Source organism: Shewanella sp. SW32, from assembly GCF_025653365.1.
In the GTDB taxonomy this organism is placed as follows: domain Bacteria; phylum Pseudomonadota; class Gammaproteobacteria; order Enterobacterales; family Shewanellaceae; genus Shewanella; species Shewanella oncorhynchi.
The window spans coordinates 12255-33440 of the sequence record NZ_JAKKSJ010000044.1 but is presented as its reverse complement, the minus strand read 5'-3'; the positions used below and the strand labels follow the sequence as shown (position 1 = coordinate 33440).

Annotated in this window: 21 protein-coding genes; 10 read left to right on the top strand and 11 right to left on the bottom strand. The window is 45.3% G+C overall.

Annotated elements, in window-relative coordinates:
• Positions 1-13: 13 nt before the first annotated feature.
• Both L5M28_RS20500 and L5M28_RS20495 read right to left on the bottom strand, forming a co-directional pair.
• Entirely contained in the window at positions 14-136 is a 123-nt protein-coding gene (locus L5M28_RS20500) for a hypothetical protein (protein WP_105250371.1), read from the bottom strand.
• Between the two features lie 365 nt (positions 137-501).
• Positions 502-1998, bottom strand: coding sequence for a DUF853 domain-containing protein (locus L5M28_RS20495; RefSeq protein WP_263204284.1), 1497 nt, complete (start codon positions 1996-1998; stop codon positions 502-504).
• Positions 1999-2258: 260 nt separating this feature from the next.
• Here L5M28_RS20495 and L5M28_RS20490 point away from each other — a divergent pair, with 260 nt between their 5' ends.
• The 4 genes from L5M28_RS20490 (at position 2259) to L5M28_RS20475 (ending at position 4427) form a co-directional block, all read left to right on the top strand.
• On the top strand, positions 2259-2498 hold the full coding sequence (locus L5M28_RS20490; protein ID WP_263204283.1) for a hypothetical protein: 240 nt from the start codon (positions 2259-2261) through the stop codon (positions 2496-2498).
• An 11-nt stretch (positions 2499-2509) separates the two neighbouring features.
• Positions 2510-2935: a hypothetical protein gene (locus tag L5M28_RS20485; protein ID WP_006084327.1), complete on the top strand. Its 426-nt coding sequence runs from the start codon at positions 2510-2512 to the stop codon at positions 2933-2935.
• 115 nt (positions 2936-3050) lie between these two features.
• A complete protein-coding gene (locus L5M28_RS20480) occupies positions 3051-3929 on the top strand; it encodes a neutral zinc metallopeptidase (protein ID WP_263204282.1) in 879 nt (292 codons plus the stop codon).
• Positions 3930-3980: 51 nt separating this feature from the next.
• Positions 3981-4427 carry an NUDIX hydrolase gene (locus L5M28_RS20475; RefSeq protein WP_263204281.1) on the top strand — a complete coding sequence of 149 codons (447 nt, stop codon included), beginning with the start codon at positions 3981-3983 and terminating at the stop codon, positions 4425-4427.
• Positions 4428-4452: 25 nt separating this feature from the next.
• On the opposite strand, the gene L5M28_RS20470 is transcribed toward L5M28_RS20475, so the two are convergent.
• The 3 genes from L5M28_RS20470 to L5M28_RS20460 all read right to left on the bottom strand — a co-directional run bounded on the left by L5M28_RS20470 (position 4453) and on the right by L5M28_RS20460 (position 7278).
• Positions 4453-5652, bottom strand: a complete 1200-nt coding sequence (locus tag L5M28_RS20470; RefSeq protein ID WP_263204280.1) for a class I SAM-dependent methyltransferase — start codon at positions 5650-5652, stop codon at positions 4453-4455.
• Positions 5653-5841: 189 nt separating this feature from the next.
• Positions 5842-6267: a GNAT family N-acetyltransferase gene (locus L5M28_RS20465; RefSeq protein ID WP_219250993.1), complete on the bottom strand. Its 426-nt coding sequence runs from the start codon at positions 6265-6267 to the stop codon at positions 5842-5844.
• 132 nt (positions 6268-6399) lie between these two features.
• Complete coding sequence (locus tag L5M28_RS20460; RefSeq protein WP_219250994.1) at positions 6400-7278, bottom strand: restriction endonuclease; 879 nt, start codon at positions 7276-7278, stop codon at positions 6400-6402.
• A gap of 719 nt (positions 7279-7997) precedes the next feature.
• Here L5M28_RS20460 and uvrD point away from each other — a divergent pair.
• Both uvrD and ubiA read left to right on the top strand, forming a co-directional pair.
• Positions 7998-10166 (top strand): DNA helicase II, encoded by a 2169-nt coding sequence (gene uvrD, locus L5M28_RS20455; RefSeq protein ID WP_263163726.1) that lies wholly within the window; start codon positions 7998-8000, stop codon positions 10164-10166.
• 138 nt (positions 10167-10304) lie between these two features.
• Positions 10305-11165, top strand: a complete 861-nt coding sequence (gene ubiA / locus L5M28_RS20450; protein ID WP_168827752.1) for a 4-hydroxybenzoate octaprenyltransferase — start codon at positions 10305-10307, stop codon at positions 11163-11165.
• Positions 11166-11171: 6 nt separating this feature from the next.
• On the opposite strand, the gene torT is transcribed toward ubiA, so the two are convergent.
• Entirely contained in the window at positions 11172-12245 is a 1074-nt protein-coding gene (torT, locus tag L5M28_RS20445; RefSeq protein ID WP_198572001.1) for a TMAO reductase system periplasmic protein TorT, read from the bottom strand.
• A gap of 332 nt (positions 12246-12577) precedes the next feature.
• On the opposite strand from torT, the gene L5M28_RS20440 reads away from it, so the two are divergent.
• The 4 genes from L5M28_RS20440 (at position 12578) to L5M28_RS20425 (ending at position 16503) form a co-directional block, all read left to right on the top strand.
• A complete protein-coding gene (locus L5M28_RS20440) occupies positions 12578-12973 on the top strand; it encodes a VOC family protein (protein WP_212599588.1) in 396 nt (131 codons plus the stop codon).
• A gap of 34 nt (positions 12974-13007) precedes the next feature.
• Positions 13008-14057 carry an NAD(P)H-dependent flavin oxidoreductase gene (locus tag L5M28_RS20435; protein ID WP_263204279.1) on the top strand — a complete coding sequence of 350 codons (1050 nt, stop codon included), beginning with the start codon at positions 13008-13010 and terminating at the stop codon, positions 14055-14057.
• A gap of 220 nt (positions 14058-14277) precedes the next feature.
• A complete protein-coding gene (locus tag L5M28_RS20430) occupies positions 14278-15195 on the top strand; it encodes a TlpA family protein disulfide reductase (RefSeq protein ID WP_263204278.1) in 918 nt (305 codons plus the stop codon).
• A gap of 225 nt (positions 15196-15420) precedes the next feature.
• Positions 15421-16503, top strand: a complete 1083-nt coding sequence (locus L5M28_RS20425) for an AI-2E family transporter (RefSeq protein WP_113939224.1) — start codon at positions 15421-15423, stop codon at positions 16501-16503.
• Between the two features lie 11 nt (positions 16504-16514).
• On the opposite strand, the gene L5M28_RS20420 is transcribed toward L5M28_RS20425, so the two are convergent.
• The 5 genes from L5M28_RS20420 to L5M28_RS20400 form a co-directional block, all read right to left on the bottom strand.
• A complete protein-coding gene (locus L5M28_RS20420; protein WP_263195896.1) occupies positions 16515-16802 on the bottom strand; it encodes a helix-hairpin-helix domain-containing protein in 288 nt (95 codons plus the stop codon).
• Positions 16803-16925: 123 nt separating this feature from the next.
• Positions 16926-17504: a nucleoside triphosphate pyrophosphohydrolase family protein gene (locus tag L5M28_RS20415; protein WP_105250355.1), complete on the bottom strand. Its 579-nt coding sequence runs from the start codon at positions 17502-17504 to the stop codon at positions 16926-16928.
• Between the two features lie 174 nt (positions 17505-17678).
• Positions 17679-18263, bottom strand: a complete 585-nt coding sequence (locus L5M28_RS20410; RefSeq protein ID WP_263195897.1) for a TlpA family protein disulfide reductase — start codon at positions 18261-18263, stop codon at positions 17679-17681.
• A gap of 16 nt (positions 18264-18279) precedes the next feature.
• Positions 18280-18699: a cytochrome c-type biogenesis protein CcmH gene (locus L5M28_RS20405; RefSeq protein WP_263195898.1), complete on the bottom strand. Its 420-nt coding sequence runs from the start codon at positions 18697-18699 to the stop codon at positions 18280-18282.
• Positions 18699-20798, bottom strand: a complete 2100-nt coding sequence (locus tag L5M28_RS20400) for a heme lyase CcmF/NrfE family subunit (protein ID WP_263195899.1) — start codon at positions 20796-20798, stop codon at positions 18699-18701. The genes L5M28_RS20405 and L5M28_RS20400 overlap by 1 nt, the downstream gene beginning before the upstream one ends.
• Positions 20799-21186: the final 388 nt, after the last annotated feature.

Sequence of the window (21186 nt, the reverse complement as noted above, 5' to 3'; positions counted from 1 at the left end):
TAATAACAAGACACTATTTAGTGTTATCTAAGAAACCTTTAGTTGCGTTTTTCGCATGTTTTGCTGCTCTTTTCTCTTTAGGAGACATCAGCGGTTGTTTCTTCGATTCTTTACGGTTTTTTTGCTCTTTACTCATATAAAACTCCATGTACTCTTTGGTTATTCATCAGGCTAATCATGTAAGCCGTACTTAATTGAACCTATTCCATGACGTCCTGATTGAAGCGAAATTTTTATCTCGAATTACAACATTTTAAATTACAAATATCTAAAATCATTGATAATTATCTGTGAATTTATTTGCCTCAATGAGCGATTACAGCAAAATAATCTTATCACCGAATTCCGTACCATGATCCATCTATCACTTAGAATAATTAATGCTAATGCTAGCGTTAACCTGTATAAGAAATATGCGAACAAGGACACAGTACCTCTATTTTCGTCATTGTTTGTGGTTTTAGTGGGCCCTAATTGGAGGCTTAACTAAGTACCATATGCCTAACGTCGGCTCGATTTACCTAACATGCCACCTAATATACCGCGCAAAATTTGTTTACCTAATTGGCTTCCAACCGTGCGTGCCGCTTGTTTTGACAAGGTTTCAGCTAACCCTTGGCGGCGCTTATTGCCAAAAATGAGTTCACTGAACCAACTTTGTTCTTCGGCTTTTTGGCTCGTTTGAGCATCACTTGCTGTGGTTGTGGTGTCGCTGGTGGCGTTACCAACTCGTCTTTGGTTAAGGCGTTCGTAGGCCGATTCGCGGTTGATTAACTGATCGTATTTACCTCCAATCGGGCTCTGGACACGGACTTGTTGTAACTCCTCACTTGTGGCGGGTCCCATGCGGCAACGTGGCGGTGCGATGAGCGCGCGCTCGACCATAGTTGGCACGCCTTTGTCGGCTAACATAGACACTAAGGCTTCACCTACAGCGAGCTGGGATATGACGTCGCTAACAACCAGTTTGGGGTTAGGCACAAAGGTTTCGGCGGCGGTTTTAACGGCCTTTTGATCCCTTGGCGTGTAAGCTCGCAGGGCATGTTGAATACGATTACCTAATTGTCCGAGAATTTCGCTTGGGACATCATCAGGAAATTGCGAGCAAAAATAAACGCCTACGCCTTTTGAGCGAATTAGGCGCATGATCTGTTCGACGCGTTTTAATAGACTCGGTGGGCAACCCTCAAAGAGTAAATGCGCCTCATCGATAAAAAACACTAACTTAGGTTTTTCGGGATCGCCGACTTCGGGCAGATTCTCAAATAATTCTGAGAGTAGCCAGAGTAAAAAACTTGAATATAAACGGGGTGTTAAAATCAGTTTGTTTGCTGCTAATAAATTGATAATGCCGCGTCCTTGCAAATTAGTGCGCATTAAATCTTCAAGCTGTAACGCGGGTTCACCAAAAAAGTCTTTGCCACCATCGCGCTCTAATCCTAGTACCGAGCGTTGAATTGCTGCGAGGGATTGGGCGCTGATTAAACCATATTTGGCGGAGATTTCTTTGCGTTCCTCGGCAACTAAGGCCAGCATGGCCCGCAGATCATCTAAGTCGAGCAGTAATAACCCTTGGTCGTCCGCTAGCTGAAAGACTATGTCTAAAATACCGCTCTGGGTGTCATTCAATTCTAAAATTCGGCCGAGTAAGGTTGGGCCCATTTCGCTGATGGTGGTACGCAGCGGGTGGCCTTGAACGCCCGCTAAATCCCATAACACCACAGGGTTGGCTTCGTTGTGATAATCCTCAATGCCAATTTGAGTTGCCCTTTGTAATAGCTTTTCACTTGGAGTGCCGGCCATAGCTAGACCCGAGATATCGCCTTTAACGTCTGTGATAAAAACTGGCACGCCTTGGCGTGAAAAACCTTCGGCAATACTCATCAGCGACACGGTTTTGCCTGTCCCTGTGGCACCGGCAATTAACCCATGGCGATTGGCATACTTAAGATTTAAGTGAACCTGTTGTTCACCTTTTCCTATTAATAGCGTATTCAAAGGCATTCCTTAATGTTAACGGTAGGGCTTATATTGGAATCGTTGCAGCATCCTTATTTTAGCCACTGTGTATTTAATCCACTTTAGTGTCGTCGTTCATGCGTATAAAAATTCATCATTGAGTGTTGGCCTTAGCGTAATTTATGTCAACATGGGGCCTGAATAAGCTTGATATCACTTAGCAAAAATGTGTGATTGGCAATATGGGCGTTACCTATGAATGAGGTGTGTTATTTGGGTCATTCACTGAGGCGTGCTTGATGGTGAAATTCCCTTTGATTATGCTGCTCTTGTTCTTTACTGCGCTGACATCTGCTTGCGCCGAATTAGAGTGTTCTGCCAGAACTGATGTCGATCCCTATGAGCCCATGCGAGATAAACAGCGCTGTGTTGCCGAGGCGGATAAAAATCTCGACGAGTACCAAAAGGCAAAAGCAGCGGAAGAAAAACAACGGCTGAAAACGGCCATAGAACAAGCCACTCAAAAATCGTTAATTTAGAAAGGATATCTATGAAAGGTGCGGGCGGAACACAGGGCGGGACGGGACAATTTTTTATGGGTCTTGCCATGATGTGTGGCGGATTTTATTTATTGTTCAATGCAATACAAGTGAGCTCTAGTTTTGGACTGGGCTATGGCTTATATCGAGTGAATGCCTTTGGGCAAGGCATGTCGATCACCACTGGCATGGTGATGCTACCGTTTATTATCGGCATTGTGATGGTGTTTTTTGACGCTAAGAGTAAGTTAGCTTGGCTGCTGAGTTTAGGTTCGCTAACGGCCTTGATTGTAGGGGTTATCAGCTCGATTCAATTCCACTTTAAATCTATGTCGGCCTTTGAACTTATCGTGATCCTCGTTTTGGCCTTTGGTGGTTTAGGATTGTTTTTACGTTCACTGAAAGACGCGCCCACAAGCGATACACAAGCGAAATAATCACTAGACTCTTAAGCACTAGGCGCTAGAGTGCAAATACGAAATCAGAGTTGTGCATCTAAGCGACTTTAATAGCGGTTTAATGAAAGTTTTAACTACAGAGTGAAGGAATGCGATGCGCTGGCGTGACACTGACAGAAGCTCCAATATCGAAGACAGACGCGGCCAGCAAATGGCATCTGCGGGTGTGCCGAGTGCCTTGTTACTCAGGTTCTTGCCCTTTTTGCTGAGAACTAAACTTGGCCGCGTGGTGTTGCTCATCGGCGGCATTTATATTGCTTTTCAGTATTTTACCGGTGGTCTGTCACTCGACCCAAATACTCAATCTCATCTTAGCCAAGCTCAATCTAGTTCAACAACAGCGGTACAGGATGAAAATGCCCAGTTTGTGGCGGCCATTTTAGGCACCACAGAAACCGTTTGGGGCCAGTTGCTCAAGGGGCAATATCGAGAGCCTAAGTTAGTGCTTTATCGCAATATGACCTCCACTGGCTGCGGTATGGGGCAGGCGCAGTCTGGGCCTTTCTATTGCCCTGCCGATAGCAAGGTGTATATCGATCTTAGCTTTCTTGATGAGCTTAAAACCTTAGGCGCGCCCGGTGATTTTGCCTTTGCCTATGTGATTGCCCACGAGGTAGGCCACCATGTGCAAAACCTGCTGGGCACTAGCACTAAGGTGCGCCAAGCCCAGCAATCTGGCAGTAAAGTGCAGGCGAATCAATTGAGTGTCGCACTTGAATTGCAGGCTGATTGCTACGCAGGGATTTGGGGGCATTATGTCAATCAACAACTTAACTTACTTGAAGCGGGCGATTTAGCGGAAGGCATTGCCGCCGCCAGTGCTGTGGGTGACGATCGTCTGCAACAGATGGCGGGTCGCGCCGTACAGCCCGATGCTTTTACCCACGGCAGTTCGGCGCAGCGGGTGAAATGGTTTAAGACGGGGTTTGATTCGGGTAATCTCGCCAGTTGTAATACCTTTGCAGCGAAGTGATTTTGTCTGATATCTCAAATACGTACCGAATATAAATGTAAGGATAACTGAGTGGCCTTTAACGATACCTTTAGATTGAGCAGCCACGCGGTTATCACTAATGCGCAGGGACAAGTGCTGTTGCTTAAGGCCAATTATAGTAATTTTGCTTGGGGTTTGCCCGGTGGCGCACTCGAGCCTGGTGAAACGATTCACGAGGCCTTGGTGCGCGAATGCCAAGAGGAATTGGGGTTAAGTGTGCGGGTTAACTATTTGAGCGGCGTGTATTATCACAGCGCCTATCAATCCCAAGCTTTTATCTTTCGTTGTGAACTGCTATTGCCTGAGGGACATGAGGTGGCAAAAGATGGGGCAGAAGGTGAGCCATTGCCAATCCAATTAAGCCACGAACATTCAGAGTTTGCCTTCCACGATATCGACACTCTTAGCGCGGTTCAGCAGCAAAGAATTAAAGATTGCCTCAATTTCAACGGAGTTGTCATGAGCGCAAAGTTTTAATGCTTTGCCAGTAAACCGCCAGCCGTTAATCGGCTTGAGTTTGCGCGAGTAAGGTTTCTAAGCAGTGTTCCTTGATACCGTAATAGGCTTTAATGTCAGATATTTGCGCGAGGATTGCGGCGCTGTCTTTCTGATTATGTTGTGACTTTTTAACGGCCAAAATCATCTTATTTTTATTGGTATGTTCTAGGCTGATAAATTCAAACACCTTAGTCGCATAACCATTGGCTTCCAAAAATAGCGCACGTAATGAATCCGTCACCATTTCAGCCTGTTGGCCCATGTGCACCCCATATTGCAGCATAGGTTTGAACAACTCTGGGCTGTGCATCTGCGGGCGAATTTGTTTATGGCAGCAAGGCGAACACATGATGATGTCGGCATTGGCGCGGATACCATAATGAATCGCATAGTCAGTGGCGATATCGCAAGCGTGCAGGGCGATCATCACATCAGTTTGTTTAGGCGCGTGGGTTCTCACATCGCCGCAGACAAACGACAAGCCTTGATGATCCAGCGTTGCCGCTGTTTCATTACATAAATCGGCCAAGGCTTGGCGTAATTCCACCCCAGTCACCTGCGCATCATTGTGAAGGCTGTGGCGCAGGTAGTCATGGATTGCAAAGGTGAGATAGCCTTTGCCAGAGCCAAAATCGACCACATTGATCGGTTGGTCATTCTTGTGGGGTGAGGCTTCGAGCGCTTGGCTAAAAACCTCAATAAATTTATTGATTTGCTTCCATTTACGCGACATCGCAGGGATAAGATTATGTTGGCTGTCCGTCACCCCTAGCTTGGTCAGGAAGGGGCGTTCGATATCCACAAAACGCTTTTTCTCACGGTCATGTTCTAAGGGCGCCGCGACGGCTTGTTTAACGTTATGTGTGCTGATTTGGACTTTGCCTTTTTTGCTGATCTCAAGCTGAACTTCTGCCTGCGCCGTGGCTAAGTGGGCACTCTTAAAATCGCTACCGAGTAACAGTTTTATGCTAGCTAAGCCTTCGTCATAACTCAGGTTTTTAGTGATGTGATTCGTCTGGTGTTGATACACAAACGACAGCATAGATTCATTTTGCAAACTGATCGGCCGAATCGTAATGCGCTGCAGGCTTTTATCTGCCCCTCGATACTTACTCAACAATAGTTTGATCAGGCTATTCTTCGCCAAGCTGTCAGCCAAAAGCTGGTAAAAATCATCAAAAGAATTAAGCGCTGAATGGGACATTATTGTTTCCGAAAAAGTAACCAAGAAAAACAGGGTGAGTATTCTAACCGCGATCCGCCGCTACCTAAAGTTATTCTCATCGAGAAGGAGGGTTGAGGCAGAGCTCCGATGCTGATCTATCTGTTGGAGGTCGTAGTGATTAAGCATAGTCATTCTAGTGACACGCTCAATTGATACTACAGCGACTTGTTAGTGCTCTGTACACATAAAATATTCAAATTGGTCTTCGTCAAAAATTTTAAAGCCGAGCCTTTTGTATAAATTAAGCGCCCGATTTTCTTTTAAAACTGTTAGTTCAAGATACTTGGGTTTTGAAGTTTCTAAAACTTGCTTTAACACTAGACTACCTAGGCCTTTTCCTTGGTTATTAGGGTGAATTTGAAGCTGCATAATTTCTACCTTATCTTCAAATTCGCGGAATTGTAATGTACCAACAACGCTCTTGTCGTAAATAATTAAGTGCGAGTATTTGTAGGAGTTTTTTAATCTAAACTGGTGTTCCTCTTCAGAAAGGAATTGCCCAGACTTTTCAAGGTGCTCAACCATTGTCAATTTTCTCAGGTCAAACAAATAGTCCCAATCTTGGGCTGTTGCTTTGATAAATTTAAATTGCATGTGAACCTTATTGAGCACTAACGCCCGCATAAGCTGCGGAACATGTTGGACGTTTTTTGCGTCTTGTTCTTTGCAAAAAATTGGACAATTTGAAATGTCAGATTTAATGCGCTTGTTAAGTATTTTACTTTACTAAATAAGATCGCGTAGCCGTACAAATGGCTTGCCTGTTTCAGCTGCACGACGGACTTTCTTTGATAGAACGCTCTTAAATCCGATTTTTCTCATTAACATTTCACTCAAATCTAGGCCATCCATGCAAACTAGACTGTTACCCCGACCAAACGCATGTAATCCTTCTTCAGTAAAACCACTATTACTCACGAATAAGCCTCTTGACCAAGCTGCTTTATCTTGAACTTTAGCGTTAAAGGAACGTAAATCAGCAGCGTTTACCGGCAAATTGGTCCATTTTGCCTCAAGAAGATATGTTTCCCCATCAAGCTCAAAGCTCCCGTCAATTTGCTCGCCGAGCAAACGGAAAGATGCTCTACCAGACATCCCGCTTACATCAAAAAGATTTTTGAGGAAAGATTCAAACGCGTAACCTCTAGGATGAGGATCCATTGCTGCCAGTTGCATCAGAGCTTCCAGTAATTCTTTGGCTGTACTTTCATTAATTGCTTCATCATGCGGAACGAACGACGATTTACTCTTATTCACGGGGGCTTTCCCGCCAAGGCGAACCAAGAGTTCATTAAACTCTGATACTAACTCTGGTTTTTCTTCGTCGATGCTCGCTCGTTTCCGTTTAGTCTCACGATACTGCCACAACGAAGCTAGCACTCTCAAAACTTCTTCTGTTTTAGATTGTTTTAAATAACTGCGCAGCCGCTTCCCTTTACTTGTACCTATATCGCAGAACCTATTATCGTCGATGTTTATTCCTAGCTCATCATTAAAAAACTCAGAGTATGTTTGATTTGAGAAATCTAAAACATACCCACCTTTCATTTCGAAGATGTAATCTAGTAAATCGAAATCTAGCCTTTTAAGTGAATATGTAGTCATGAATAATCCTTATTTTTCTTAGTATATAAGCATCGATTTCGACACCAGCCTAACGTCTTAGTATTTATGCGCTGCGGTGTTTGCAGTGCATAAATCACTTGTTGGACTTGGCCGCTGCCACATCCATGTAAATGGGTAAGAATGATGTCGGTAAATCGGAACGCTCAATATAAAACAATAACTTAATTCACTTTTGTCCAGTATTCAAGTAACGATAAGTCACTTAGCAACAAAAAGGCTTACAAGGTAAGGTTCCAAGAAATTAACTAGCTACCTTCGTTAAATTTACAGAGTGCATGCTTGTAAGAAGGGGTTCAGATTACTGTAGGGGTTGGCAAGATTAAGCACTGTCATGGAAGTGACCGTTGACGGCATGGATGCCGTCGTCGAGCCTATAGGGATATATTTACGGCGAGTCACTGGAATGACTGTGCTTAATCGCTGAAACAGAATGATGAACACTCTTTCTATGAGCAATTAATACAGCCTTGCATTTGTTCAATTCCTACTCTAAAAACAAAGATCTGTTACCGAAAAGCTGGATTCCCGCCCACAAGTATTGCGGGAATGACAGTGCTTAATCAATGTCGTCATTACAATACAAGCGCAAAGCAAGATGCGGCAACATATCACTCACCTTATGGCTCTCGTCTTGTGGATCAAACGCGCAGGCGGGTTTTCTTCTGTTATAATGCCCCCTCGATTTTTTGGAGGCGAGAATGGACGTATCTTCTTTACTAGACGGCCTGAATGATAAGCAGCGCGAGGCTGTCGCGGCACCGCAATCTAGCATGTTAGTGTTGGCGGGCGCGGGCAGTGGTAAAACTCGGGTGTTGACCCACCGCATTGCGTGGCTGATGCAGGTTGAACAGCAGAGTCCTTACTCGATTCTTGCGGTGACGTTTACCAATAAAGCTGCGGCTGAGATGCGCGAGCGAGTTGAAAAAGTCGCTGGCACCAATATGGGCCGCATGTGGATTGGGACTTTCCACGGCTTGGCGCATCGTTTGTTACGCACTCACTTCCAAGATGCGGGTTTACCGCAAAGCTTCCAAATCCTCGATTCTGACGATCAAGTACGTTTGATCAAACGTATTCTTAAAAGCCTGAATTTGGATGAGAAACAATATCCTCCACGCCAAGCTCAGGGTTATATCAATGGTAAAAAAGACCAAGGATTACGCCCTAAACATATCGATGCGGGCGGTTTTCCGCTTGAGCAAAATCTGTTAAAAATCTATCAGGTTTACCAAGAGTCTTGTGACCGCGCGGGTTTAGTCGATTTTGCCGAAATCCTATTACGTGCCCATGAGTTATGGCTCAATAAACCGCACTTGTTGGCCCATTATCAAGACAGATTTAAGCATATTTTGGTGGACGAGTTCCAAGATACCAACGCGATCCAATATGCGTGGATCCGCGTGCTTGCCGGTCAAACTGCCAATGTGATGATAGTCGGTGATGACGACCAATCGATTTACGGTTGGCGTGGTGCTCAGGTTGAAAACCTACATCGATTCTTAAAAGATTTTCCGACGGCGACCACGATTCGCCTCGAACAAAACTATCGCTCTAAGGGCAATATTCTTAAAGCGTCCAACGCCTTGATCGCCAACAACCCAGAGCGTATGGGCAAAGAGTTATGGACGGATGAAGCCGATGGCGATCCGATTTCGCTCTATTGCGCCTTTAATGAAATGGACGAGGCGCGCTTTATCGTCGGTCGAATTAATGATTGGCACGAAAAGGGCGGCAACCTCAGTGATTGTGCGATTTTATATCGTTCTAACGCTCAGTCGCGGGTATTGGAAGAAGCCTTGTTACACAAAGGCTTAGCCTATCGCATCTACGGCGGTTTACGCTTCTTCGAACGCCAAGAAATTAAAGATGCCATGGGTTACCTGCGGTTGATTAATAACAAAGACGACGATGCGGCGTTTGAGCGTGTAGTGAATACGCCGCCCCGTGGCATTGGCGATCGCACTTTAGATATTTTACGCTCCACCGCGCGCCAGCATGAATTAACCCTGTGGCAGGCGAGTGTACGTCTGCTCGACGAGAAAGTGCTCGCGGGCCGCGCAGCAAATTCTGTGCGTGGTTTCATGGACTTAATCATGACACTGCGTGAAGACACCCAAGATATGGTGCTGTATCGCATGGCCGATACTGTGATCCAAGCGTCGGGCCTTAAGGCCATGTATGAAGCCGAAAAGGGTGAAAAAGCCCACGCTAGAATCGAAAACTTAGAAGAACTCGTCACGGCGGCGCGTACTTTTGAGCTACCAGAAGAGCTGGAGGACATGGGCGAACTTAACGGTTTCCTCTCCCACGCGGCGCTCGAAGCGGGCGAGGGCCAAGCCGATGCCTTTACCGATGCGGTGCAGCTAATGACGCTGCATTCTGCCAAAGGGTTAGAGTTCACTATGGTGTTTATGGCGGGTGTCGAAGAAGGGATCTTCCCGAGTAAAATGGCGCTCGAAGAGGGCGATAGACTCGATGAAGAACGCCGTCTCTGCTATGTGGGCATGACCCGCGCCATGGAAAAACTCTACATTACCTATGCGGAATCGCGGCGCATTTATGGCCGCGAAGATTACGCTCGGCCGTCGCGTTTTATCAAAGAGATCCCGCCGCAATATGTGGATGAAATTCGTCTTAAGGCGCAGGTTTCAACGCCGATGGCGAATAATCGTTTTAGCGCCCCAAAATCGGCTGCGACAAACGATACCGGTTTTAATGTCGGCCAACGAGTCAATCACCCTAAATTTGGTGAAGGTAAAGTGACCAACTTTGAGGGCAGCGGTGCCCAAGGGCGAGTACAAGTGAGCTTTACTGACTTTGGCAGCAAGTGGTTAGTAGTGGCTTACGCTCGTTTAGAAGCGCTGTGATGACTGACATCATCGCGATGAATGTCAGCTTTTTGTGACACGCTTTTAGGGGATGAATTCGCATCGGGAGAAGCATGGGTATATGATGCTAAGCCTGAAAACGAGTGGAAACTTGAGGGTATTGGGAGTACCTAGTTAATGAATTTAAAGCAAAAGTGGGATGTGTATTCCCGTCTTACTCGAATCGACCGTCCCATAGGTACGCTATTGCTGATGTGGCCATGCTTGATGGCGCTAATGTTAGCAGCGGGTGGTATGCCCGATCTTAAGGTATTGATCATCTTTATTATTGGCGTGGTGATCATGCGTGCCTGTGGCTGCATTATTAACGACTATGCCGATCGCGATCTCGACTCTTTTGTGGAACGTACTAAATCTCGGCCGCTGGCCAGTGGTGAAATCAGCACTAAAGAAGCCTTGATACTGTTCGTCGTTTTAGGTTTGTCTGCTTTTGGTTTAGTCTTATTACTCAATGGATTAGTGGTTAAATTATCCGTTGTTGGTATTATCCTCACGATCATTTATCCCTTCACTAAACGCATCACCAATATGCCGCAGATGTTTCTAGGCGTGGTGTGGAGTTGGTCTATCCCTATGGCTTACGCCGCGCAGACGGGTGAAGTGCCCATCGAGGCTTGGTGGTTATTTGCGGCCAATTGGTTTTGGACTGTCGCCTACGATACCATGTATGCCATGGTCGATAGGGATGATGATTTAAAGGTGGGCATTAAATCCACTGCAATTTTGTTCGGTAAATATGACCGCCAAATCATAGGTTTATTTCAGCTTGCTGCGCTGGCTTGTTTTATCGCCGCCGGTTGGAGCGCCGATCGTGGTTTACTCTATGGCCTAGGTTTACTGACTTTTGTCGGCTTTAGTACTTACCAGCAAATGCTGATCTTTGATCGCGAACGAGCCCCTTGTTTTAAAGCGTTTCTCAATAACAATTGGGCAGGACTCGCATTATTTGTTGGGCTGGGCGCCGATTATTTAGTTTAGTGAGCATCATTTTTGTTGTGGAAGATCCTGATGGATCATCCACTGATTCTGTGGCGCTAATATTTGTTCTAAATCAATCTGGTGGATGTTGTCTTGGGAGATGACCTTGATAACTGGGCTCACTTTGTGGGGATAAGGCGCACCTTCGAGTGCGCGCACCGCCAGATCGATGGCAATCCGAGCCTGCAATACTGGTGAGTCGCTGACAGTCGCGAGTAACTGTTTTTTCTGCACTAATTCTATGGTCTGTGCATTTGAGTAGAATGCGATGACTTTTCCCGTTTTATTCCTACGCCCGTCTAAATAGCGCGCCGCGAAAGTGGCGGCAACTGCATTGGCGATCACATAATCTACACTTTGTTTAGTAAGCACTTTTCGCACTAAATCAGCTTGAATAAATAACTCCGTAGTGCCAAACCCTCCTTCAATTGTGTCGAGCTCTTGTTTGGCTGCCGCCCGCCTAAATCCTTGTTCTGCTGCCATAACCCAAGAGGCGCCCTTAGGCCCTGGAAACCAAGCAACTTTAAGTTTCGCAGGCGCTTTATCGACAGGGTCTCGTTGCTGCGATGCAATATACTCAATCGCCGCCGCAGACATATCTTCAAAGCTGACTAAGGAGCGACTCGTGAGTTTGTCGGTCGCGATACCATTCACTAAATCAATAACAGGAATGCCCGCATCAGAGAGTTGTTCGATATCCGCAATCAGTCCGTCAGCCGTATTCGCAGCAATAATATAGGCTTGAGCTTTGAGGGCTTGGCAATCATAGAGTTGTTGTTTTTGTTGCTCAATATTGTCATATCCTCCAGCATCATAAATGCCGAGAGTTACACCTTGGCGCTCGGCTTCCTGCGATAACCCAAAGGCGACGCCCCACCAATATTGGTCTTTACCATGGGGAAGTAAGGCGCAGATCCGCCATGCTTTTTGGGCTTGAGTGAGTGGTGTGTATGCCGTTTTTTTGCCATCAGCAATCACATCGGCGGGATACCAAGTTGCCTGCACTGCAAAGGCGAAACTATAGAGGATTAAGGTGAGGCAAATCCTGAGGGAGTAAGCGAAGAATGCAGTAAAGTGCATAGGATCATCATGTTAAGTTAACAATAGATTAAGCATAGATGAATGATCCATAGTTGCTAAGTCGATGCTAAATAAAGCTGATTTATTCTTAATAACCAGTGTCATGAAGTGTTATGGCACTTTTATGATTGGCTGCAGAGTGGTTGAAATTGTAGGGTCGTCTTACATTAGCAGGCTTTACGCTTTGACTTGTTCACTGAATGCTTAAGTTTACATTTCACGCTTAAGGCTTAATTGCCACAGCTGGTTTTTGCCATAGTGCTTAGTCTATAGTCATTGGCTTATAGTGGTTTTTTATGATCAATTTCATGCTTAGGTAACAAGGAATCGTTATGTTTATTCCGTCAGGATTTGCACGGGTTAGCCCGTATATGATGATCGCTGATGCCGATAGTTTAGTGGTTTTTTTACAGCAAGCCTTTGATGCTAAAGCGCTACATATTTCCCGTCGGGCTGATGGCAAAATAGCTAATGCACAGATGCAAATCGGCGACTGTTTATTTATGTTGAGTGAGGCGAGTGAAGCTTTTCCGCCTATGCCCGCATCCTATTATTTATATGTGGAAAATGCTGATAAAACGGTGGCTCAGGCACTCGCCGCTGCGGGTGAATTAGTGATGGAAGTGGCGAATATGCCCTATGGCGATCGCCAAGGTGGAGTGCGGGATCCCGTGGGCAATCTGTGGTGGATCTCCCAGCGTTTAGCCGCGGGGCCATATCAGGATTGAGCATCAAGTGATAACAAGTCAAAGGAGGTGATGTATGCCGTGCCAGTTAACCCGATTATTTGGAATCGAATTACCGATTATTCAAGCGCCGATGGCGGGTGTTCAGGGCAGTGCCTTAGCGATAGCTGTGTCGCAAGCGGGAGCGTTGGGATCTTTGCCCTGCGCCATGTTATCCCTCGAAGCCTTAGATACCGCCTTGACACATATTCGTACCCAGACGACTAAGCCCATCAATGTAAACTTCTTTTGTCATCACGAACCTGAACCGCAAGCAGCGAAACAAGCCGCATGGCTTAATCAACTCGCGCCTTATTTTTCTGAGTTGGGTGTCAATCCTGATAGCCAAGCCGTGGGGGCACAACGCGCGCCATATACCAGCACCCAGGCTGAAGTGTTAGCTAAATTTAAACCTGAGGTGGTGAGTTTTCATTTTGGCTTACCGAATGAAGATTTGTTGCTGGAGATAAAGTCTTGGGGTTCAAAAATCATTTCGACAGCGACAACTGTAGAAGAAGCCCTATGGCTTGAAGCGCGTGGTGCGGATGCCATTATTGCGCAGGGTTTAGAGGCCGGAGGTCACAGGGGGCATTTTTTATCCGATGATTTAACCGAGCAATTAGGCACTTTTAGTCTATTGCCGCAAATCATTGCCGCCGTTGATATTCCTGTTATTGCAGCGGGTGGCATAGTCGATGCCAAGACAGTGCGTGCCGCGATGGCGATGGGCGCTTCGGCGGTGCAAGTGGGGACGGCATATTTACTCTGTCCCGAATGCACCACCAGTGATATTCACCGCGCCGCCCTGCAAAGTGAGGCAGCGCAGCATACGGCTCTGACTAACTTATTCACTGGTCGACCCGCCCGTGGAATTATGAATCGTTTTATGGCAGAGCTTGGCCCCATCAATAATGCCGCACCGGATTTTCCGCTCGCCTCAAGTGCCGTCGCAGTATTGCGAAGCGCCGCTGAACAACAAGGATTTGGTGATTTTAGCCCACTTTGGTGTGGCCAAAATGCAACCGGCTGTCAGGCGATTCCCGCCGCAGAGCTGACGAGGCAATTGGCGTTAGGTTTGATGGTCTAAGATATTGTTGAATAGGTTATTAATACTCATTGGTATGCTCATCAAGGCTTACATTTAATATGGCTAAATTAGCGGCTTGTTAGTTTATACTCGTCGTTTAAAGGTTGGTTGTTGGTGAGACTGCCGCTTCTTTTAAATTATATTTTTCTGTACAAATGGCTGCAAATCACTCGCCCCATAGTCGTGGGTGCGAGTGTTCTATAGATTTAAGGAAAGCAATATGTTGTTACGTAAAATCATTGTTATGTGCCTTGCCGTTATGAGTTTTGCTACGTTTGCGGGCAATAAAGCCTATCAAGATATCGCACTTAAAACCTATCCAGATCAGCAGCAAGTGACTTTAGCCAGTGTTGCGGGTGACAAGCCGATATACCTAAAGTTTTGGGCAACCTGGTGCCAACCTTGTATGGAGCAAATGCCGCATTTTGAAGCCCTGCAGAAGAAATATCAGGACAAGATTAATATCGTCGCGGTGAACATCAATATTAATGAAGAGCAACCTAAGATTGCTGACGTTATCGCGCGTTTCGGGCTCACTATGCCCGTGTGGTTGGATAATGAAGGCGAGCTGGGTGTGGCTTTAGGTTTGGTCGGTACACCCTATAGTGTATTAATCAATCGTGCTGGTGATGTGGTTTACACTAGCCATGAGTCTGATGCCAATTTAGATAAATTTATCGATATGTTGGCGAATGGCCAAGAGTTGACTGCACAGATAACGGAGGCACCCAGTGCTGAACAAACAGCTAAGTTACTGAAACCTTGGGAACAAGGTGAGCATTTACTTTTTTTCACCGCAACATGGTGTGATTGGTATTTGGCTGATAGCCGCCCAGAAATGTCTAAAGAGTGTATTGCCGTTCAAAAAGGTTTAAATAATCTCGCGCAAAAAGTGCCTAATAAATCGTGGCACGGTGTGGTCAATCACTTGTGGACAGACAATAAAGCGCTCGAAGATTTTAAGCAGCTTTATCAAACTCAAGTCGATTTTAGTATCGATGAATTAGGTGTGTTATTTAATCATTTTAAAATCCGCAATATTCCTACTTTACTGTGGGTTAAGGATGGTAAAGTTATTCAGCGTATTACCGATTTTAGCCAGCCAGAGAAATTAGTTGAGCAGCTTTCGGCTCAATAAGCTCATTCCAAATGTTAGGCCTTTGATAGATATCCAAAGGCTTTTTGTCTTCAAAGATTGAATAGATACACAGCTCAATATTCGGTGTTAAAGTCATTGCCCATGGGAAGCACTGCGCAATAAACTGATTCGTAGAACGAGTTGGTTAAGCGTTAACCTTGTTTGGTGTAATGCAGAGTGTTTTCCATTTTATCGTTGAATTTTATTGTGGGGGGTTTTAGCACTATGACGCCGATTTTCAGTAATGCCGCTATTGGTCGTAGTTTGTTGGTTTTGCTCTTGTGTGCTGGCGTATTCTTTTTTATCGATTTTTTAGTGCCCGCCTTAGCTGCATTGATTGTGTGTTTTTCAAGTTGGCCTCTCTATCAAAAACTATTGGCAAAATGCGGTGGTCGCTCGGCGTTGGCGGCAACCATTGCCCTATGTTGTATTGTGCTCGGGCTGATTATTCCGCTTGTGTTTGTATTTTCCTATGCGTTACAAGAGATTAGAACTTGGGTTGATTGGTTGGTGTTTACTAACCAACACGGTTCGCCCGTGCCCTTGTGGATCAAAGATTTACCTTGGATGGGTGAATGGTTAACCCTGCAATGGCAGCAGTTTATTGGTGAACCCCATGAATTAGGCCAAATTATCAGTGCCATTAGTGGCCAGAATTTGAGTGGCATTTCCCGTTGGGTGCTGCAATTGGGTTGGAATACTTTAGGGTTGTTATTGACCTTACTTTTTATGCTGATCACTTTGTTTTTCCTCTATAAAGATGGTCCGCAAGTGGCTAAACAGTTGGATATCGTGGGTGAGCGAGTGTTGCCTGCTCGCTGGCATAGTTTTTCCCGTGTGGTGCCTGCAACAGTCAGTTCTACCGTGATAGGTATGACGCTTATCGCAATTGGTGAGGGCATAGTGCTGGGGATTGCCTATTGGATTGCGGGAGTACCTTCGGCCGTGGCTTTTGGGGTGTTAACCGCCTTTATGGCCTTGGTTCCCGGCGGCGCGCCAACCATGTTTACCTTGATTTCACTCTATCTTGTCGGCACTGGCGATATGACGGCGGGTGTCGGCTTGTTTCTTTGGGGCAGCATAGAGCTGTTTATTGTCGATAAAACCTTAAGGCCTAATCTTGTCGGTGGGCCGATTAAATTGCCTTTCTTACCGACTTTTTTCGGTCTGATCGGCGGCGTAAAAACCATGGGTTTTGTCGGTTTGTTTGTTGGTCCTGTATTGATGGCCCTGCTGGTGGCCATTTGGCGTGAGTGGTTAAGGGAAGAGCCCGAAACGATACCATTGGATAAACAGGCGGATAGATAGTCGCTAAAGCATCATTTCTCTAAGGTATTTTTGCGCTCATCGGTGTAAAACCACCAAGGTTTAGGATCTTCACCTGCCATAAAACGGGTGATGGAGATAAACACATCGAGCATACAGGGGTCGTGTCTTTTGCCCGTTTTGTTACACAGGGTTCGATACAAGTCGTAGGGATTTTGCCCCAGCAGTTGCTCAGGCTTATCTATGCCAAGCAAACGTAAATCCGCCGCACAAGCTTTGCCAATATTTGGTAAATCAGTCAATTGCTTAACCTCAGCACGCACGACTTTTGCTGGATTCATACGGATTGCCTCGTTAAAACACACGCTGAAAAGTCATTACTGCTGGATAATCGCTTAGGCGAGATAATTGCCTTGGCGAAATAAGAGCCTGCAAATAACAGGCTCTTAAAAAAGCTATAAAATCTAGGCTTTAACCAGTGTTGTCAGATCCGCTGGGCGGTAGTAAACCGATTTTAGTACCTTACCTTGGCGAACCACTTTACCTGCCATTTCCACATCTTTAGCGCATTTCGCTATGATGAAATCACCTTGCTGACTACCGACAATTTCAACACCTTGCTTGGCATAGAAGGCTATGGTCTCGGCAAGTTCTTGCTCGTTACGGCACACTTTACTCATATTGCTCGAGTGGACTTCATCCCAGCAGCTAATAAAGTCGATTTCACGGTTTTGAGCCACGCAAAGCAACAAGTCAATCAGGTAACTGATTTCGAGTCTGTCGGTCATGGCCTGTGCGCCTAAATGCACCAAACGCCCCATTAACACGTATACAGAATCGACTATGGCATCGGCCTGTTCGATACGGCTATCGGCTTCTGCAAGTTCAGTTAACTCCTCAATAATCAGTGAAGTATGTAAGGTGTCGGCCTTGTCATCTAAAGAATCAACATCATTAACGGGCAAGTCGAAGGTGCTACGAAACTCACTGATATCACGATATAAGTGGTCATAAATAGGTTGAGTTAAGCGGGTGAGTTTCATCTGATTTGCCTTGAAATAAAGAGTTTGGCGGCAATTTTAAAGAAATGCGTCGCAGAATACAAAGATGGGGCAGAGATAAAAATACCCGCAGCCAAATAGGCGGCAGCGGGTTTCGGTAAATTTTGGCGGATGACCGAATGGAGAAATATATTGTGAGCCTGTGTTACTTGGTGATTATTGGCCGTATTTTGCAATCAGTTGATCAAGATAAGGGCCAACGTCTTTATCAGCCCAATCGAGATATCCCCGCACAAAACCGACAAGATTACCTTTAGCATCAAAAATATAACTGGCGGGTACGACATTCGCGGGAATGATTTGTTCTATGTTTTGCTCCGGGTCAAGCCAAGTGGCATAGCCGCTAAAGCCATGTTGGTTAAGAAAAGGGCGTACATCTTTAGATTCTTCATCGATAGAGATTGGAATGATGGCGATATTCTTCCCTTGATACTGCTGCTTAAGTTTTTGGAGTTCTGGAATTTCCCTTAAACAGGGGGCGCACCAGGTTGCCCAAAGATTAACTAAAACCAATTTTCCTTGGTGCTGTTTTAGGGTTTGGGTTTGTCCTGATTCATCAATAAAGGGAACTTCTGGTACGCCGCGTGCGTGCTGCATTTCTATAAAACCAGTCATCACAAGGGGCTTAGGGAGGGGCTCTCCCGTACTGTAGAGTTTATTGTCTAGTGAGTGGGCTGAGCTGCTATTAGAAAACAGACCCAAACACGCCAGTAGAACAAAGGGAAAATATTGTAATTTCATCTGGTTATCCTTTACTTCAAATAGTCGTTTGTGTTTTTCTACGGGTTACCAATGCGAGACACAACCCAACACCAAGCACTAATAACAGCAGTGGCCCAAACCAAAGTGCGAAGGTGGAGGCCTTAAATTCAGGTTGATAACGGATTTTTTGACCATAGCGTTGCACCATAAAATCGATAATCTCATCTTGGCTTTGCCCCTGTTCCAGCATCGAGAATATTTGTGCTTTGAGCTCGTGGGCGATTGGCGCCTGTGATTCAAATAGGCTTTGATTCGTCGCCATAGGGCAACGCAGCACTTTACTGATATCTATTGCCTGTTGCTGGTAGGAAAGGCTTGATATGGGCTGAGTTTGCGCTACGGATAAGCATGGGATACCTATCCCACATAAGGAGATAGGGAGCAGTAAGACTAAAAAGCGCAATATTGGATTCATTAGGCAAGTGTCTCCTGTGGTTTGTGATGGGATAGGTTAACTAAGGTTGTTAAATCAGCTTGATAGCTAAAATGGCGAGTAGGCCAAGCGGCAATCGCCCCACCTAGCATCATTAATATGGCGCCCAGCCAGATCCAACTCGCAAGGGGTTTATAGCTGATGCGGATAAGATATTCGCTGTCACTTAATTGCAGCCCCATGGACACATAAATATCCCGCCATAAACCGTGGTCGATACCCGCGTGGGACATTTCCATCCCATTGCTTTTAAAGGTTTGGCGTTGTGGTGTGATATAGCCTAAAACCCGTTCATCATTCGCGGCATCGCGGATACAGATATTGGCCTGAATGGCGGTAAAGCTGTTGGTTTCAACATTCTCAGTGCTTTCATACACTAAGATATAACTCGCCAAAGGCTTACCTTGACCAGGCCCCATTCGCAGTAGGGCTTCCTGTTCAAAAAAAGAGACGGATGTTGCACCAATAATAGTGATAGCCACCCCAAAGTGGGCGAATAGCATGGCGACAAACCCTTGTTTTGATGACTTAACGGGAGGATTTAAGCCGTGCTCACTGCGGTTTTGGGTTAATTGATGGGCATATACTCGTCTACCCAATCCCGAGGCTACCAATATCGTGAGCAATAAACACACCAGCAACCAAAGTGCTGCGGCAGTGCCAAGGAGTAAAAATAAGCTACTGCCCGAGGCGGCTTGTAAGCTTACCCAGCCTGCGACGGCTAATATCACTAGGCTAGGAATGAGCAGGGAAGTAATACGAGTCTTTGAGGCATTTTGCCATTGCGCTATTTGCCATTGCACTAAGGGCGCAATGCCCATTAACAGGACAAGCAAGAAAGTGAGGGGGACAAATATAGCGTTGAAATAAGGGGCCCCCACTGAAAGTGTACCTAAATCGAGCAGCTCATAGATCAAAGGGTAAAATGTACCGAGTAATACGGAAAACGCTGCTACGACTAAGATAACGATCCCGAGCAGTAACAGCGTTTCCTTACTGAAAAGCGCGAAAGTCACATCCTGTTTTAAATGATGGGCTTTGAGTGCAAAAATGAGTAACGCAGCCCCAACAAAAATCACTAATAAGCAGAGGATTGACATGCCACGGGTCGGATCGGCGGCAAAGGCATGTACTGATTGCACTATGCCGGAACGCACCAAAAAGCTGCCGAGTAAACTGAGTGAAAATGCCAATAAGCACAGCAGTAAAGTCGTCAGTTTAAAGCCATGAGTACGTTGAGTGAGAATGAGGGAATGCACTAATGCTGTTGCCACAAGCCAAGGAATAAAGGAGGCATTTTCGACAGGATCCCAAAACCACCAACCACCCCAACCCAGTTCGTTATAGGCCCACCAAGATCCAAAGGCATTGCCGCCCGTTAGAAACACCCACGCTAATAATACCCAAGGTCGTAAATAGCTAATTTGGCGAGTATTAAAACCACCACCGAGCAGTGATGCTAACGCTGCGGCAAAGCAAACCGTAAGGCCTACATAGCCAAGAAAGAGCATGGGGGGGTGCAGTATGAGTCCTATGTCTTGCAAAATGGGGTTAAGATCTCGCCCTTCAATCGGAATGTTAGGTAATAAGCGGGCAAAGGGATTAGAGGTAAAGAGTAAAAATAGGTTAAAACCAAGGATCACTAATGCCAAAATGGCCAACAGCCTCGCAAAATACAGGGCGTCTTGGTATTTATCGCTGGCCTTATCTTGAGTGCAATCCGCCATCTTTATGCGATAACTGATGATCGCGCCCCAAAGGGCAATCGCAAATATCCAAAACAGCATTGACCCTTCGTGGCTGCCCCAAACGGCGGCCACTTTATAACCCAAGGCTAATTGGCTATTCGAGTGGTTTGCGACATAAGCAACAGAAAAATCATCAGTCATAAAGCAATAAATTAAGCAAAGAAGTGAAGTAAATACTGAGGTAAATATGGCTCTAAAGAGTGTCGGGCTTAATCCCACCAGATAGGCATTATTCTGCTTAACACCAATTAAGGTCAGTGTTGCAGAAAATAATGCCAATACGCTACTGATGATCAGTAATATATGTCCAATTTCTGGAAGCATAGTTGTCATTTATTATGCCTTAGAATAATGTGGTCGCGGTAATATAGTGTTTACAGTTGGCTATTTTACCCGTGTGATTTTCACATGCTGATTTTTATTAAGTTCGCTCATCAACTTGAGTTGTTTTCTTGTAATTTTAAATTTACATATAAGACCTTGTTGGAAAAAGTCAGTTTAATCACGAGGTTTAATCACTGTTGATTTTAAGATTAGTCGAGTTTTGCATTTAATAATGTGATCTTATCCGTTATTAAATCATTCCTTTTTACGCTTGATATTTTTTTGAAAAATCAAATGCATTTTTAGTTTTTTTTATAACTGAAATGTGCTTTTTAACTTCTAAAAAATAAATGACATTAAATTTGTAAGTTATTGTATTTAATTTATTTTAATTGAT

Excerpts from the sequence above, each read along its gene's own strand:
- L5M28_RS20500 (WP_105250371.1), bottom strand. The coding sequence starts at position 136 with ATGAGTAAAGAGCAAAAAAACCGTAAAGAATCGAAGAAACAACCGCTG.
- L5M28_RS20490 (WP_263204283.1), top strand. The coding sequence starts at position 2,259 with ATGGTGAAATTCCCTTTGATTATGCTGCTCTTGTTCTTTACTGCGCTG.
- L5M28_RS20485 (WP_006084327.1), top strand. The coding sequence starts at position 2,510 with ATGAAAGGTGCGGGCGGAACACAGGGCGGGACGGGACAATTTTTTATG.
- L5M28_RS20480 (WP_263204282.1), top strand. The coding sequence starts at position 3,051 with ATGCGCTGGCGTGACACTGACAGAAGCTCCAATATCGAAGACAGACGC.
- L5M28_RS20470 (WP_263204280.1), bottom strand. The coding sequence starts at position 5,652 with ATGTCCCATTCAGCGCTTAATTCTTTTGATGATTTTTACCAGCTTTTG.
- L5M28_RS20465 (WP_219250993.1), bottom strand. The coding sequence starts at position 6,267 with ATGCAATTTAAATTTATCAAAGCAACAGCCCAAGATTGGGACTATTTG.
- L5M28_RS20460 (WP_219250994.1), bottom strand. The coding sequence starts at position 7,278 with ATGACTACATATTCACTTAAAAGGCTAGATTTCGATTTACTAGATTAC.
- uvrD (WP_263163726.1), top strand. The coding sequence starts at position 7,998 with ATGGACGTATCTTCTTTACTAGACGGCCTGAATGATAAGCAGCGCGAG.
- ubiA (WP_168827752.1), top strand. The coding sequence starts at position 10,305 with ATGAATTTAAAGCAAAAGTGGGATGTGTATTCCCGTCTTACTCGAATC.
- torT (WP_198572001.1), bottom strand. The coding sequence starts at position 12,245 with ATGCACTTTACTGCATTCTTCGCTTACTCCCTCAGGATTTGCCTCACC.
- L5M28_RS20440 (WP_212599588.1), top strand. The coding sequence starts at position 12,578 with ATGTTTATTCCGTCAGGATTTGCACGGGTTAGCCCGTATATGATGATC.
- L5M28_RS20435 (WP_263204279.1), top strand. The coding sequence starts at position 13,008 with ATGCCGTGCCAGTTAACCCGATTATTTGGAATCGAATTACCGATTATT.
- L5M28_RS20430 (WP_263204278.1), top strand. The coding sequence starts at position 14,278 with ATGTTGTTACGTAAAATCATTGTTATGTGCCTTGCCGTTATGAGTTTT.
- L5M28_RS20425 (WP_113939224.1), top strand. The coding sequence starts at position 15,421 with ATGACGCCGATTTTCAGTAATGCCGCTATTGGTCGTAGTTTGTTGGTT.
- L5M28_RS20420 (WP_263195896.1), bottom strand. The coding sequence starts at position 16,802 with ATGAATCCAGCAAAAGTCGTGCGTGCTGAGGTTAAGCAATTGACTGAT.
- L5M28_RS20415 (WP_105250355.1), bottom strand. The coding sequence starts at position 17,504 with ATGAAACTCACCCGCTTAACTCAACCTATTTATGACCACTTATATCGT.
- L5M28_RS20410 (WP_263195897.1), bottom strand. The coding sequence starts at position 18,263 with ATGAAATTACAATATTTTCCCTTTGTTCTACTGGCGTGTTTGGGTCTG.
- L5M28_RS20405 (WP_263195898.1), bottom strand. The coding sequence starts at position 18,699 with ATGAATCCAATATTGCGCTTTTTAGTCTTACTGCTCCCTATCTCCTTA.
- L5M28_RS20400 (WP_263195899.1), bottom strand. The coding sequence starts at position 20,798 with ATGACAACTATGCTTCCAGAAATTGGACATATATTACTGATCATCAGT.